Annotated in this window: 10 protein-coding genes; 8 read left to right on the forward strand and 2 right to left on the reverse strand. The window is 45.7% G+C overall.

Going from position 1 to position 14,300, the window contains the following annotated elements; genetic code table 11:
• Window positions 1-152: 152 nt before the first annotated feature.
• From msbA to QMG91_RS04695, 5 genes are all read left to right on the forward strand, one after another.
• On the forward strand, window positions 153-1,916 hold the full coding sequence (gene msbA, locus QMG91_RS04675; protein WP_281829180.1) for a lipid A export permease/ATP-binding protein MsbA: 1,764 nt from the start codon (window positions 153-155) through the stop codon (window positions 1,914-1,916).
• A gap of 133 nt (window positions 1,917-2,049) precedes the next feature.
• Entirely contained in the window at window positions 2,050-3,678 is a 1,629-nt protein-coding gene (panP, locus tag QMG91_RS04680; protein WP_281829182.1) for a pyridoxal-dependent aspartate 1-decarboxylase PanP, read from the forward strand.
• Between the two features lie 16 nt (window positions 3,679-3,694).
• Window positions 3,695-5,257 (forward strand): AMP-binding protein, encoded by a 1,563-nt coding sequence (locus QMG91_RS04685; RefSeq protein ID WP_281829184.1) that lies wholly within the window; start codon window positions 3,695-3,697, stop codon window positions 5,255-5,257.
• Window positions 5,254-5,484, forward strand: coding sequence for a phosphopantetheine-binding protein (locus tag QMG91_RS04690; RefSeq protein ID WP_004400586.1), 231 nt, complete (start codon window positions 5,254-5,256; stop codon window positions 5,482-5,484). The genes QMG91_RS04685 and QMG91_RS04690 overlap by 4 nt, the downstream gene beginning before the upstream one ends.
• Window positions 5,474-6,310 carry a lysophospholipid acyltransferase family protein gene (locus QMG91_RS04695; RefSeq protein ID WP_281829187.1) on the forward strand — a complete coding sequence of 279 codons (837 nt, stop codon included), beginning with the start codon at window positions 5,474-5,476 and terminating at the stop codon, window positions 6,308-6,310. Before QMG91_RS04690 ends, QMG91_RS04695 begins: the two co-directional genes overlap by 11 nt.
• A gap of 80 nt (window positions 6,311-6,390) precedes the next feature.
• On the opposite strand, the gene znuB is transcribed toward QMG91_RS04695, so the two are convergent.
• Together znuB and znuC are read right to left on the reverse strand one after the other, a co-directional pair.
• A complete protein-coding gene (znuB, locus tag QMG91_RS04700) occupies window positions 6,391-7,176 on the reverse strand; it encodes a zinc ABC transporter permease subunit ZnuB (protein WP_022597600.1) in 786 nt (261 codons plus the stop codon).
• On the reverse strand, window positions 7,169-7,951 hold the full coding sequence (gene znuC / locus QMG91_RS04705; protein ID WP_022551319.1) for a zinc ABC transporter ATP-binding protein ZnuC: 783 nt from the start codon (window positions 7,949-7,951) through the stop codon (window positions 7,169-7,171). Before znuC ends, znuB begins: the two co-directional genes overlap by 8 nt.
• An 83-nt stretch (window positions 7,952-8,034) precedes the next feature.
• Here znuC and znuA point away from each other — a divergent pair, with 83 nt between their 5' ends.
• The 3 genes from znuA to QMG91_RS04720 all read left to right on the forward strand — a co-directional run bounded on the left by znuA (window position 8,035) and on the right by QMG91_RS04720 (window position 13,896).
• A complete protein-coding gene (gene znuA, locus QMG91_RS04710; protein ID WP_022597596.1) occupies window positions 8,035-9,015 on the forward strand; it encodes a zinc ABC transporter substrate-binding protein ZnuA in 981 nt (326 codons plus the stop codon).
• Window positions 9,012-10,358: a murein DD-endopeptidase MepM gene (mepM, locus tag QMG91_RS04715; protein ID WP_022597594.1), complete on the forward strand. Its 1,347-nt coding sequence runs from the start codon at window positions 9,012-9,014 to the stop codon at window positions 10,356-10,358. The genes znuA and mepM overlap by 4 nt, the downstream gene beginning before the upstream one ends.
• A gap of 133 nt (window positions 10,359-10,491) precedes the next feature.
• A complete protein-coding gene (locus tag QMG91_RS04720) occupies window positions 10,492-13,896 on the forward strand; it encodes an AraC family transcriptional regulator (protein WP_281829191.1) in 3,405 nt (1,134 codons plus the stop codon).
• The last annotated feature ends 404 nt before the right edge of the window (window positions 13,897-14,300 follow it).

The following is a 14,300-nucleotide window of genomic DNA, read 5'->3' on the forward strand; positions in this document are numbered from 1 at the left end:
TTCTAAATGATGGATTAGCTGAAGTCACGCACAGAATTGACGGACTTTAGCAAGCATTTTTGAGCAGATCCAGCGGCAGTTTTGATGACAAAAGTACAATACACAGACCGAATTAATGGTAATCTAGCGCAAAAAATTTCTATGTAACACTTATGTCTGTCATTAAAGATAAGAAAAACCTAGAGCAATTTAAGCGGTTATGGCCCTATATCAGCGTATATAAGCTGGCAATTGGTGCTGCTATTGTTGCACTGGCGATTAACGCATTAAGCGATATCTACATGCTTTCTCTGCTGAAACCCATCCTAGACGAAGGGTTTGGCGACTTAGAGTCTAACTACCTTAAAATCCTGCCGTTTATTATCTTGGGTGTTGCACTTCTGCGTGGCTGTAGTGGCTTTGTTTATGGATACCTTTTAAGTTGGGTGTCCAGCAATATTGTGATGAAGCTGCGCAGACAGCTATTTAATCATCTGATGAAAATGCCCGTTTCCTACTTCAGTAAAGAATCGACGGGAACACTGCTTTCTAAAATCACCTACGACACAGAGCAAGTGGCTGGCGCGACATCCAGCACGCTAATCACGCTTGTGCGCGAGATTGTGACTATTGTTGGTTTACTTGGACTGATGTTCTGGACGAGCTGGCAGCTATCTTCTGTGCTTCTCGTTGTTTGCCCTGTCATTGGTATTCTGATTAGCGTGATTTCTAAGCGTCTTAAGAAGGTCAGTAAGAACATTCAAGACGAAATGGGGAATCTGGCGACCAGCTCCGAACAAATGCTCAAAGGGCACAAAGAAGTGCTGAGCTTTGGTGGTCAGAAGAAAGAAGTCAGCCGTTTTGAAGGCGTTTCTAATCAGGTTCGCCAGCAGAACATGAAACTGATTGTGGCTCAGCAAATCTCAAACCCGGTCATACAGACGGTTGCATCCTTTGCATTGGTGGCTGTGCTCTACATCGCGAGTATGGATAACATTCACAATACACTGTCAGCTGGTACCTTTACCGTAGTATTTGCCGCTATGTACAGTTTGTTGCGCCCTTTACGCGGACTCACCAATGTTCTGTCTGAATTCCAGCGCGGTATGGCGGCGTGTGAATCCTTGTTTGATATTCTGGATAAACCAACGGAAAGCAATACTGGAACCGTCACCAAAGCCCATACAGAAGGGCACATTCGATTTGACGGTGTGAGCTTTAGCTATGAGGAAAATACCAGTAAAGCGCTGAATAACGTCTCTATCGATATTCCTACAAACAAAATGACAGCCATAGTCGGGCGCTCAGGTTCAGGTAAAAGTACCCTGGTCCAACTGCTTCCACGTTTGTATTCAGTGAACGAAGGGGCGGTTTACCTGGATGATGTGAATGTTGAAGAGTTCGAACTGTCCAACCTAAGAACGCACATTAGCTCAGTATCGCAAGATATTCATTTGTTCAGTGATTCCATAGCCAACAATATTGCCTACCCAGCTTTGGAAAATGCCGATCGCGCTGAAATAGAAAAAGCAGCGAAACTGGCTAATGCACATGAGTTTATCGAAAAATTGCCGAATGGATACGATACAGAAATCGGGCAAAATGGCGTCACTCTGTCGGGTGGTCAACGCCAGAGGCTTGCCATTGCGCGTGCACTACTTAAACAGTCTAAAGTACTGATTCTGGACGAAGCGACTTCGGCACTGGATACGGAATCGGAAAAAGCCATCCAAAGCGCACTGGCAAATATTCAGCGCGAGAAAACTCTGGTTGTAATTGCCCATCGCCTTTCGACCATTGAGCATGCCGACAACATCATAGTGATTGAACAAGGTGAAGTTTCTGGTCAGGGAACTCATCAAGAGCTATTACAAAACAATCCTGTCTATTCAAGGCTTTACCAAAGCCTCAAGTCGAAAGAAGAAGAGCAGGCATAGCCTGCTCTTCTCTTATCTGAACAATCTGTGACAATACGTTTAGCCAAACATATTGATTCAACTGTTATTAATTTATAGCATCCCGTAGATCCCATGACCACATCAGAATTTTATATTAATAGGTCACTCTTCTATGGTGTATTTTACTTCAAATTCTCAAGAGATTTCCTCTGAGACTGCTGCCAGGACTGATCCATCTTCCAAAGTCGAAGACTTCTTTAATGGCAAAGCCGATTTAACGGCACTTGCAGCGATTGAAGAAACACTGCAACACGATTACGAATACTTCCTCTGCAAACTGTCTGACGTAGCAGTTTCTGGTCAATCAACGGATTTTGAGGTGCCAGAATCCCCCCTGACTACTGAAGCATTTTGCGATTTCCTGCAGGGCCTGCTCACTTGCAGTGCCCCTGTTTTTTCTCCTGAATTCGTCGGACACATGACCTCTGCTTTGCCTAAGCATGCCATCATGATGTCCAAAATCTTGGCGGCTACAAATCAGAATGTCGTTAAGGTTGAAACATCCAATCAGTTCACTGCGCTTGAAAAAAGCATCATTAACTATTTCCACAAGCTCTGTTATCAATCGGATTATTCTGAGAGTTCAATCTCATCAGAACTTAGCCTGGGAAACTTTTGCTCTGGCGGCACAGTTGCCAATCTTTCTGCACTGTGGGTTGCACGAAATCGAGCTTTAGGAGCCAATGTTGGAGAGGTAGGCTTACTCAAGGCACTTAAAGATTGCCCTTACGATGATCTGGCTATCGTGGTCTCGGAAAGTGGTCACTATTCACTAAAAAAAGCCGCGGACTTACTGGGTATCGGCAAAGAGAGCCTCATTGCGGTGAAAACCGACTCTCACCACAAGATAGACATTGCTGACCTTCGCAAGACGTTATCCAGGCTGCGCGACGACAACATCGGAGTACTTGCCATTGTCGGCGTTGCGGGCGCCACTGAAACAGGGGTTATTGACCCTCTGAATGAGATGGCGGATTTGGCGCGTGAATACCAGTGCCACTTTCATGTCGATGCCGCGTGGGGCGGAGCGAGCTTGCTGTCCGATCAGCACCGTGAACTGTTTTCTGGGATTGAAAAAGCGGACTCCGTCACTATCGACGCCCACAAGCAGCTTTATGTCCCAATGGGAGCGGGCATGGTGCTGTTCAAAGATCCTCATGTCGTTCAGTCAATTTCGCATCATGCTAACTACATCATCAGAAAAGGCTCTGATGATTTAGGTGCCCATACTATCGAAGGGTCTCGTGGTGCAGTCGCCGCTATGGTGGCGGCAAACCTTGCGTTGTTGGGTAAAAAAGGGATGTCTCAACTGATTGATAACAGTATTGAGAAAGCCAAAGCACTGGCAACACATATAGCGACCCTGACTGACTTTGAGCTGACCAGTGACCCTACGCTTTGCATTCTCACCTATCGATACGCCCCTGATTCTCTGATGTCATCTCTGAATCTGCTGGATGCAGAATCCCGTTATGCCGCGTTGGAGATGTTAGACGAGCTTAATAAAGAAATTCAGGAAACCCAGCGTGATACTGGTATTGGATTTGTGTCCCGTACCAAGATTCGAGTTAACAAAGAAGAACAAAAGCGCGTTGTGTTTCGCGTTGTACTGGCGAATCCTCTAACTCAAATGTCCCACCTGACTGCCATTCTCGATGAACAAATCCGCATCGCCAGTCAGAGTGAAGGTTTAACGAAACTCAACCAGTACATCCAGCACTCGTTAAAGCGTTCCGCATAATAAATAGTTGAAGTTTATGAGAGAACATATCTACCAAACCGTGAAAGCGTCAGCGGATCAGCCTGCGCTTTGGGTTGCCAATCAGCATTACAGTTACCAAGAGCTAACGGGACGAGCGAGTCGAATTGGTGAGGCTTGCGTTTCACTCGAAACCGAAAAGGTGGCGATTCTTGCTCACCGCAGTTTCTATGCTTATGCCAGCGTATTAGGATGCTATCTGGCTGGCTTAGCCTGGGTACCGATGAATAACAAAAAGTCACCTGCTCAGCTCGCCGAGATCATGCAGGACACGGCGACTCAGGTATTAGTTTGTGATGCAAACCACCAGAGGCTATTGAAGCTGATGCTTGAAGAAGCAGAACAAAGCTGGACAATCCTCTTCGATTCGAACATTGATCTCGATGAATGGGAACAAACATTTCCCGCGCACAGCTTTCAGGTTTTAGATGAACCACTAGCCTCAACAGAGGTGCTTCGCCCGGTTCAGGACGATTCGCTGGCTTACATCATGCACACCTCAGGTTCAACGGGGAAACCCAAGCGAATTCCAATCTCGTATCACAACCTTTCGTGTTACTTAGAGAATATTCGTGATGCGTTTCCGCTAGAAGCGTCTGACCGCGTTGCCCAGTTTTCAGATCTTAGTTTTGATCTATCAATACACGACATGTTTTCTGCCTGGATGCACGGTGCCTGCTTGTATTGTGTACCAGAGATCCTGAAAACCAATCCGGTTCAATTTATTCGCCACCACGAAATTACCGCTTGGTTATCCGTCCCGTCCGTCATTGATTTGTCCATGCAGCGTGATGCGCTAGAACCGGGTTCAATTCCATCATTAAAACTAAGCATTTTTTGTGGGCAGGCGCTTGCCACTGATTTGGCTCATAAATGGCAGCAAGCCACAGGGCAAAAGGTGGTCAATATTTATGGACCGACCGAGTGCACTGTCACGGTCACAGCGCATACGTATTCCCCTGAACACGACAGTGATCAGATTTCAGTCCCTGTTGGTAACGCGTTTCGTAAAGATACCTTGGCCATTGCCAATGAAGCGGGAACGCCCGTGCTTATTGAGTCACTGAAAGGTGAGACTCAAGGAGAGCTATACATCCGTGGGGTTCAGCTAGCAGGCGAGTACTGGAATGACGATGAAAATACTCAACGTGCTTACTTTACCGATGGTGCCGGCACTCTCTGGTACAAAACCGGCGACCTTGTGAAATGGGACACTAACGTACTTCACCACCTCGGGCGCAATGATCATCAGGTCAAAATTGCGGGTCACCGTGTAGAGCTAGGTGAAATCGAAACCGCAGCTAGAAAAATCACGGGGCTGGCATCAGTTGCCGCTGTTCCATGGCCTTTGAGCAAGGCTGGGTACGCCAACGGTGTTGTGGTGTTTTTTCAGTCAGAGAGCACATTAAATAGTCCAGAGATCATTCGAGCGTTTGCCCAGCTGTTACCGCGGGCAGTTTCACCTAAGCAAATCTTTACGTTAGAAAAACTGCCAAGAAACATCAACGGCAAAACAGATGTGAATGCCCTATACCAAAAACTACAGGAGCTAGCCTCGTGAGAGTAGAAAACTTTATCAACACTTATATTTCCAATTTAGTCGCGCCGGGTACACAAGTTGTCGAAAACGACGCATTTTTTGATTACGTTGACTCGTTTTCATTCATTGATCTGATTACTAACGTGGAAAGTGAGTTTGGTTTTGCCGTTGACTTGATGACCGTGGACTTTGATCTGAATGCCACCATTCGTCAGGTTCTGGACTGGTTCAACCTGCATGACCGATAACCACAAACTCGAAAAAATTGCTAAACGCACCCGCACTTTTATCCGGACTCCTTTTCTTTTTAAGAAGTGTTTAGCCAGCATGATTGCCCCCATTCTGCATTCCACTCGATATAAGATTGCGAATCAGGGGTTGATGCGAGTTTTTCCTGACAGCCAGCCAGAATGGCGGAAAAAGGTTTCCAGAGCCGCGGCAAAACAGACGCTCGATAACCTTATGGGGATTTGCCACTTAAATGCGTTAAATTTCCAGTCTGATGATGGCTTACAACAAATCATCGAGCAGGCAAAACAAGGAAAGGGTGGGGTGATCCTGTGTCCACATACCGGTATCTATGATGCAGTGACATGGTATTTAAACCAGCAGGGCGTGCCTACGCAGACGATTTTTGGCGCGGGTAAAGATGGCAAACGCGAAACGGAAAATACCATCATCGAAGTTGTGGCGAATGAGCTGGACATTCCTTTTGTGGAGCGCGGCAACAACAGTATTCTTGGGCTAGTGCAGTCGATTTCAAAGGGAAACTGGATTATCTTCCACATGGATCTGAGGTCAGAAGGTGTTGCGACCGAGTTCTTTGGTTTCGAAACCCAGATTCCTGCGACCCCCTTCTTTATTTCTCAGAAGCTAGGCTGCCCTGCTTATCTTCACCACACCTTATCTTCTAAAGGCACTCAGACCCTCAGTTTTACCGAATTAAAGCCAAGAGACGATTTAGTTGGCAAAGCAAGAATGGAAGCCGAGGCGAACATGGCGATGGAATACATGGAAGTGGTGATTCGGGAAAATCCGGAACAATGGATTTGGCATTACAATCGTTGGAAGTGATTCAACGACATACTCTAGCAGCTTGAAGCTGCGAAGTTACAAAAAAGGGAAACGCTCGCTTCCCTCTGTTGTTTATTCTTTTAGTGAGTGACTCGTTTAAACTGAGATAGGATAAAAATCATCGCGGCGCTGATCACTACAGAAGGACCTGCGGGTGTGTCCAGATTCCACGAGAAGGCTAGCCCGCTCAACACGGCAATAACACCAAACACCGATGAGAGAACCGCCATTTGCTCTGGTGTGCTGGAAAAACGGCGCGCTGCCGCAGCTGGAATAATCATTAATGATGTAATAAGCAGAGCACCTACGAACTTCATGCCAACGGCGATTACTATGCCCACCAGCAACATTAGTATCAGCCTCATAAAATCTGTATTGATGCCTTCGATATTCGCCAATTCTTCATTGACGCTGCTGGACAGCAATGGCTGCCAGAAGTACACCAGTACTGCAATAATGAAAATGCCACCAGCAAAAATAAACGTCAGATCTTCCGGTGATACGGCGAGTAAGTCCCCGAAAAGATAACCCATTAAATCAACACGTACATTGTCGAAAAAGCTTATCGCTACTAAACCGAGCGAAAGGGAGCTGTGTGCCAATATGCCCAAGAGCGTATCGGTAGCGACGACTTTTTGCTTTTGGAGCGTCACCAAAATCATCGCCAGCGCAACGCAGCACACCACCAGTGCCAGATAGATGTTGATATCGAGAAGAAAGCCAAGTGACAAGCCCAGCAAAGAAGCATGAGCGAGAGTGTCGCCGAAGTAAGCCATTCTTCGCCAGACCACGAATGAACCTAAAGGACCAGCGATAAGGGCGATGGCAATACCAGCAATAATAGAGGGTAATAGAAACTCAATCATGTTTGTGACCGTGTTGAGAATGTTGACAAGTTTCAGCGTTTCCAGAAACCGCGTCTCCAGAAAGATCGTGATGATGAAGGTGATCGTGCTGATAAAACGCTAGAGATTCGCGATTGCGATGTCCAAAGAGCGCGATATAAGAAGGGTGTTCACTGACCGCGGCAGGTGTGCCTGAACAACAGACGTGATGATGAATGCACACCACGTGATCGGTTTTAGCCATAACCAGATGCAGATCATGAGACACCATCAGCACCGCACAGTTAAAACGGTGCCTCAGATGGTCAATAAGATTGTACAGGTCTATTTGTCCCTGAACATCGACACCTTGTGCGGGTTCATCCAGAACCAACAGTTCAGGACGGTGAAGCAGGGCACGTGCCAGCAATACGCGCTGGGTTTCGCCACCAGACAGGCGGTGCATGTTATTTTTGAGAAGGTGAGAAGCACCCACTAATTTCAGTGCCTCTAAACGCTCTTGTTTGCTGTATTTTCCTGCAAGCTTAAGAAAGCGCTCAACGCTTAGTGGTAGAGTATCGTTGAGCCTCAGTTTTTGAGGGACATAGCCAATTTTTGGCTTACCAACAAAAGAGAGTTCACCATCAAATCGCTTATTGAGTCCAAGCAGAACCTTAACCAAGGTTGACTTTCCTGCCCCGTTTGGACCGATCAGCGTAGTAATCTGGCCTTTGTGTAATTCGAGGGAGATATTATCGAGAACTGGTTTGTCACCAAATTGCACCCGAATGGAATTTAGGGAGGCGAGAAGAGTCATCATTAACCGCTATTGCAATGTTATTATGTTATAATGTAACATTTGTCCCAATACCATCCAAGTTAAGATTACTAGAGGACGAAATGTCACGTTTTGGTCGTTTGTTTTTGCTGCTCAGCCTTTTTCCTGCCTTTGCCAATGCAGCAAACGTTTTAAGCTCAATTAAGCCTATTCAATTAATCACAAATGAAATCACGGAGGGAGTATCCACGTCAGAGGTACTGCTGTCCACTAATACTTCACCTCACGACTACGCACTTAAACCATCCGATGTAAAAAAAATCAGAAAAGCAGATCTGGTTGTTTGGGTTGGTCCAGAATTAGAAACGTTTCTAACAGGTGTGATGGAAAGCCACTCAGGCGCTTTTGCATTGCATGATCAGCCGGAAATGATTTTGCGTGAATACGGCGGCTGTGGCTGTGAAAAAGACAAACATGACGATCATCACGAAGGTCACGACCACGATAAGCACGATCATGATAAACATGATCACCATGACCACGATGATCACCACGGACATGGCAGCCACGATGGTCACAATCATGGCACACACGATATGCACATCTGGTTGGGACCTGAGCAAGCATTACAAGCTGCAACAGCTATTGCTAACAAGCTTTCAGCCATTGATGCAAAAAATGCACAGCGCTATCAAGATAACCTTAAGAAGTTTGAAAGCAACTTAAGTGCAACAATTGCTGAGCTAGAAAAGAAATTATCGCCTGTTCGCCAAAACGGATACTTTGTTTTCCATGATGCGTACGGATATTATGAGAATTACTTTAAATTAAATAACTTAGGTCACTTTACTGTTAGCCCTGAGCGCAAGCCTGGTGCAAAAACCTTAAACAAAATACGTAAAAAGCTTGAATCTAAAGATGCACATTGCGTATTCTCTGAGCCACAATTTACTCCAGCTGTTATTAACTCGGTCACACGTGGAACGGACGTAAACAAAGGTGAACTCGATCCACTTGCGGTTAGCATTAAAGTACAGCCTGGAGCTTATTTCGACTTCTTGAAGTCGTTAGGTACTCAATTTTCTAGCTGTCTATCTGAATGAAAAATATCCAAGTCGCTGCCAAACAATGGCAGCGATTACCTAAAAAGCACAAAATTACTATTATGAGTCTGGCGGTACTGACAGTTGCAGTATCGCTATGGCGTCCCACCCCTCCAATTGTTGTTTCCTCAGATGTTTCTCCAGAACGCATAGAGATCGATCTGGAAGTCGAACAAACCGAATCATTAGCCGATCAAAACAGTGAACCTTTAGGGGCTCAGATAGATTCTTTCGCACCAGAGTTTTCGGCACCAAAAGATGAGTTAGAAGAAGCCCTTAGTCAGGACAGCGAACCAACTCATTCGCATGTTGTTGCGAAAGGGGAGCTTCTCAGCACCGTGTTTGAGCAGTATGGTCTTCGCCTGAATGACATGTATTCCCTGATAAATACTGATAAAGCCGCTGAGCGCCTTCGCCCGGGAATGACGCTTAACTGGACTCTTAACGATGAAGGGCGTTTAAAAGAGCTTCGCATTGAGCGCAATGCCAAACAGTACGATCTTTACACCCTGACTGACTCTGGTTACGAATATCAAAGATTAGAAAATACGGGTGAACTCAAACCTATTCTGATCAACGGACAAATTTCAGGAAGTTTTTACCAGTCCGCCATCAATGCGGGTTTAACCCCTGGTCAGATTGCCACCATCGTAAAATCCATGCAGTGGAAGTTTGATTTTGGTCGACGGGCCAGAAAGGGCGATAAGTTTGCTGTTCAATTGGAGCAAGAATTTATCGATGGAAAAGCGGTAGGTCGTGGTGAAGTGAAAGCCATGTTGTATGTGAATGGCGGCAAAGAGTATTCAGCGGTTAAGTTTGAAGATAACCGATTCTATGATGCTTCTGGTCAGAGCCTTGAACAGGCATTCAACCGTCTTCCAACCAACAAACGATACCGTGTTAGTTCGCGATTCAACCCTCACAGAAAACACCCGGTAACTGGAAGAGTATCCCCACACAACGGAACCGACTTTGCTACACCCATTGGAACGCCTATTTATGCAACGGGCGACGGTAAAGTGGTGAAAGCCAGAAGTCATCCTCTGGCTGGTAAATATATCGTGATCAAACATGGTCGCGAATACATGACCCGATACCTGCATTTACACAGAATTCTGGTGAAAGTAGGTGACAATATATCTCGTGGTCAGAAAATTGCGCTCAGTGGAAATACAGGTCGTTCGACAGGTCCACACTTGCATTACGAGTTCATCAAAAACTCCCGTCCCGTAGACCCGATGAAGGTTCAGCTCCCGAAAGCATCGGATGTTCCAAGTGCTAAGTTGCCGGAATTTAAAGAAAATGCCGATGGTGTTATGCAGATTTTACGTGATCAAATCTAGATAAATGAAAGGTGCAGCTCGCTGCGCCTTTTTTATTCATCATAATTCGTATAACTTATCTAGCTACTCAAAATCGCCTCGCTTAAAGAATGGCGGTAGAGTTTATTTGCTGCTTAGAAAAAAGGGAAAAGATTTGATTACGCGCGTCGTATTCATACTGATATTGCTCGTGGCAAGCCAAAGCTTGCGTGCGCACGAGGACAATTCCATCTTTTATCCTTTGCCATTCCAGATGCAAGGGCAGTCTCTGACGGCGAAAAATCTCATTTCAGGACCTGATGGTGGTCTATGGATCCACGATATCCACGGTCAGTTACGTTTCTTTGATGGTCAGCACATCCTTCCGCGCTCAGGCAGCGTATTTGAACGCAAATTGGCTCAGGTTGCCTACAGCCGGCAGTACTTCTGGTTTGCGGAAAAAAATCAGATATACCGGTTCAAACCCAATTATGAACGAGAACTGATTGCGACTCTTCCTGCTAATCGACAAGTGTTAAGGATTGGTGTCAGCAGTCGGTACATCTGGGCATCAACCGCAGAACACCTCTACACCCTAAATTTGGATGATGAATCCTTAACGGAATTTCCCCTCAATTTTGTATACCGGAGTAGCTCTAAGAACCGGGTCATCATCAATGATGCTAAGTATGTTGATGGACGCTGGATTCTGGGTACCACGGAAGGTGTCTACTTTAATCAGGGAAAAAAGTTCTACCACATACGCTCTTCTGCTAAACATCATATAGAAGCACTTCACTTTTCACTCAAGCGCCGTGAGTTGCTGGTCGGTACGTTGCGGGGGGCGCGAATCATAAGTATTGATAACGAATCCAGCGAATCTAAAGTGATTGGGCGTTCACACGTACTAGCGATTGAAGAGACCGACACGTCTTACTGGCTGGGCACTGAAAACGGAATCTATATCTACCATTTCCTGACCGGTGAGACGACACATATCGCTTCAAACTATCAGGATGACTACGCTTTACCCGGCGATCATATTTACGATCTCTATAACGACGGGCAGGGTGGTATTTGGGTTGCGACAAATAAGGGAATCAATTATTTCTCACTCTACAGTCGTCTGTTCGAACGTGTAAGGTTTGGCAATACCCTGCAGCACCTTGGGCTTGGTAACATTAAGCAAGTCTTTACCTCGACTGATGGAACACACTGGATTGGCACTGATCAGGGTTTCTATAAGTTAAACCCGAAAAATATGCACCATCCGAAAAGGCTTTTGGAAGGTTGTGTAAACGATTTAGTTCAGCAGGGTGACCATTTGTGGTTAGCCATGACAGATGGACTTCGCCGGTTCAATATCCGCACTCTCGAACTGGAAACAGACCTTCTTCCCAGTCAGCTCAATCAAAGAGAGATTAACCGAATAACCGTTGATAGCAGTGGCATGCTTTGGGTGGCAACCGAAGAAGGATTGATTCGTTATCAGCCCGAAGAGAAAGTGATTGAGAACTTTGGGTATGGCTGGGTGGCAAGACAGTATTTTCCAACTCAGATTACTCACTTGTATACGTCTGCTTCTGGAACGGTTTGGATCGGCACTGATCATGGGTTGTACTATTACATCAATGGGCGTCTTCAGCTAGATAGACAGGGCGATGCGCTGTTAGCTCGTACCTTAGACATGTCGGAAGCGATTGATGGTAAAACATGGCGCATAAGCAGTCGTGGCTTAAGTCTGTATGACCCTACAACCCGCTCTCAAAAAGGTGTTCAGTTATTTGAGCCCGATATTAAGCCTCTGTGTAGTGTGACCACGAAACGCGGTATGTGGCTTTCAACATCGAAAGGGCTCAGTTTCTATTCTAATGAAGGTCATTTATTACACCACTATGGTGCCCCTTTTGGTTTGATAAACAATGAGTTCCTGCCTGATGTGTGTTCCGTTGGTCCTAATGGTGACAGTTTGATTTTCGGATCTAAGCTCGGTGTGATACTCACGTCTGAAACCGCGCTCAAGGCAACACAGCTTCCGCAGAGTAAGGTTAAGTTCGGGCAGGTTCTGTTAGACAGAAAACCCTTCGAATTTGCCCCGGACAGTAGCAAGTCTTACGTAGTACCTCATGGAGAAAACCTGTCTTTCGTGCTTGGTGTTCTTCCCGATTTCGATGTCTGGAGCCTGGAATATCGCCTCCTTGGCAGTCGCAATGAGGATTGGATTTCACTTCAGGGTTCCCAGCTAACCTTTGATTATTTGCTTCCGGGTTCTTACGAGTTGCAGGTGCGGACTTCTACGCAATCTGAGGTAGAAGCAGAAGGTTCAAGTTTCTCTTTCTTAGTTGAAACCCCTTGGTATATGTCTGGCTGGTTCATCGCCTATCTGATTCTCTGCCTTATTATATTTGCAGGTCTGATTGTGTTGTGGCGTTCCCGACAAATTCGAAGAATTAACAAAGCACTCCGGGATAAAGTGGAGCTGAGAACCAGCCAGTTGAAGCACCAGAGTGACATGTTGGTAAACAGTAATAAATTACTTAAGCGCCAGATAAACATTCGTCAGTCCTACATTGATAACCTGGCAGGAAAAACCAAGGGTGTGTTCGAAGACATCTGTCAGAGCGGTGCTGAATCTGGTCAGTTTAAAGGTGCCTTTTATCTTCTCCAGCAAATTGTAGACCTTGGCTTCAAAAAACGGGGTGAGTCTAGAGCCAGTCACGATTTAAACATGGTCTGCGACGCAGTGATTACTCATTGGGAAGAAGAGCTGGCGAGGCAAGGCGTTCAGCTAAACGTATACAAATCTCCCGCTGCCATTTCTGTGTACATTGAGCAGTTCAATCTCGATTTCGTCTTACATGGGATGCTGGCTAATGTCTCGAGGCGCAGTAAGCGCGGAGATAAGATTGAGTTAATGGTCGTGACTCACGAGGATATGTGCGGATTCCGAATTCAGGATACGGGCAATCCAATCTCTCAGCAGGAAGTCCTCGGGTATAACTCCTTTAACCAGAAATACAGTGGTGAAGAATGGAGTGCGCTTACCGACACAAGCCTGCAGGGGCTAAGGCGATATGTAGAGTTCGGTGGTGGTGAGTGTTACTTCCGAAAGAAAGACAGCAACATCAATATTATTGATGCACTTTGGTCCAATGCTCCTACTGAGATAAACGAGGAACCAGAAAGCAGCCGCGAGTTCATTATTCCTGCCCCAGCAATTGTTGAGCCGGATTCCGAAGAGTTACCGACAGAAGAGGAGCTGTGGTTGACTCGAATTCTGGAGTTAGTGGACGCTCACTATCATGACCCGGACTTTGGAACAACACAGGTTGCTAAGATGATTTATACGTCTGAACGTAGCCTTCAACGTAAATTTAAATCGCAAACTGGCAAGACATTTAAAGAGTATCTGAATGAAACTCGCTTGGAGAAAGCCTGTCAACGTCTGATCAGTGGAGAGAAAGTCTCTGACGTTGCCTACGACACAGGATTTAACGATCCATCTTACTTTAGCCAGCGATTTAAGCATCACTACGGTATATCACCGTCCAAATTTATTGAAGCTAATATAGGCGCGTAGAAATATAGCTTCTCTACACCGTAAATGTCCTTCACACATCAGCAGCTCAACTGATTCTTTAACTCTTATCCCTCTCAATTACCTTTCTGCTTTATTTCACCATCTACGGTATACGACTGCCAATTAAGATGCTGACCGACGATGAAACGCACTACAAGGCGTCACAGTACGGTTAAGTCGCACATTACCCGCATCTATGGGTCAAAACACCGTTAGCAACGATAGGTGCGTGTTAGAGCTGTTTAGAATGAAATGAAACTGAGGGTATATATTGAAATATAAATGATACATCAGACGGTTAAGATGTAAGGAAATTCAGTTAGAAGTGAAAGAATTGTTGGATTAGAAAGAATAGTTAAGAAGACCAGAAAAAAAATATCGTGGTATAGCCGGGGGGACTATAC

Origin of the sequence: Vibrio nigripulchritudo (genome assembly GCF_027924785.1) — a bacterium.
Taxonomy (GTDB): domain Bacteria; phylum Pseudomonadota; class Gammaproteobacteria; order Enterobacterales; family Vibrionaceae; genus Vibrio; species Vibrio nigripulchritudo.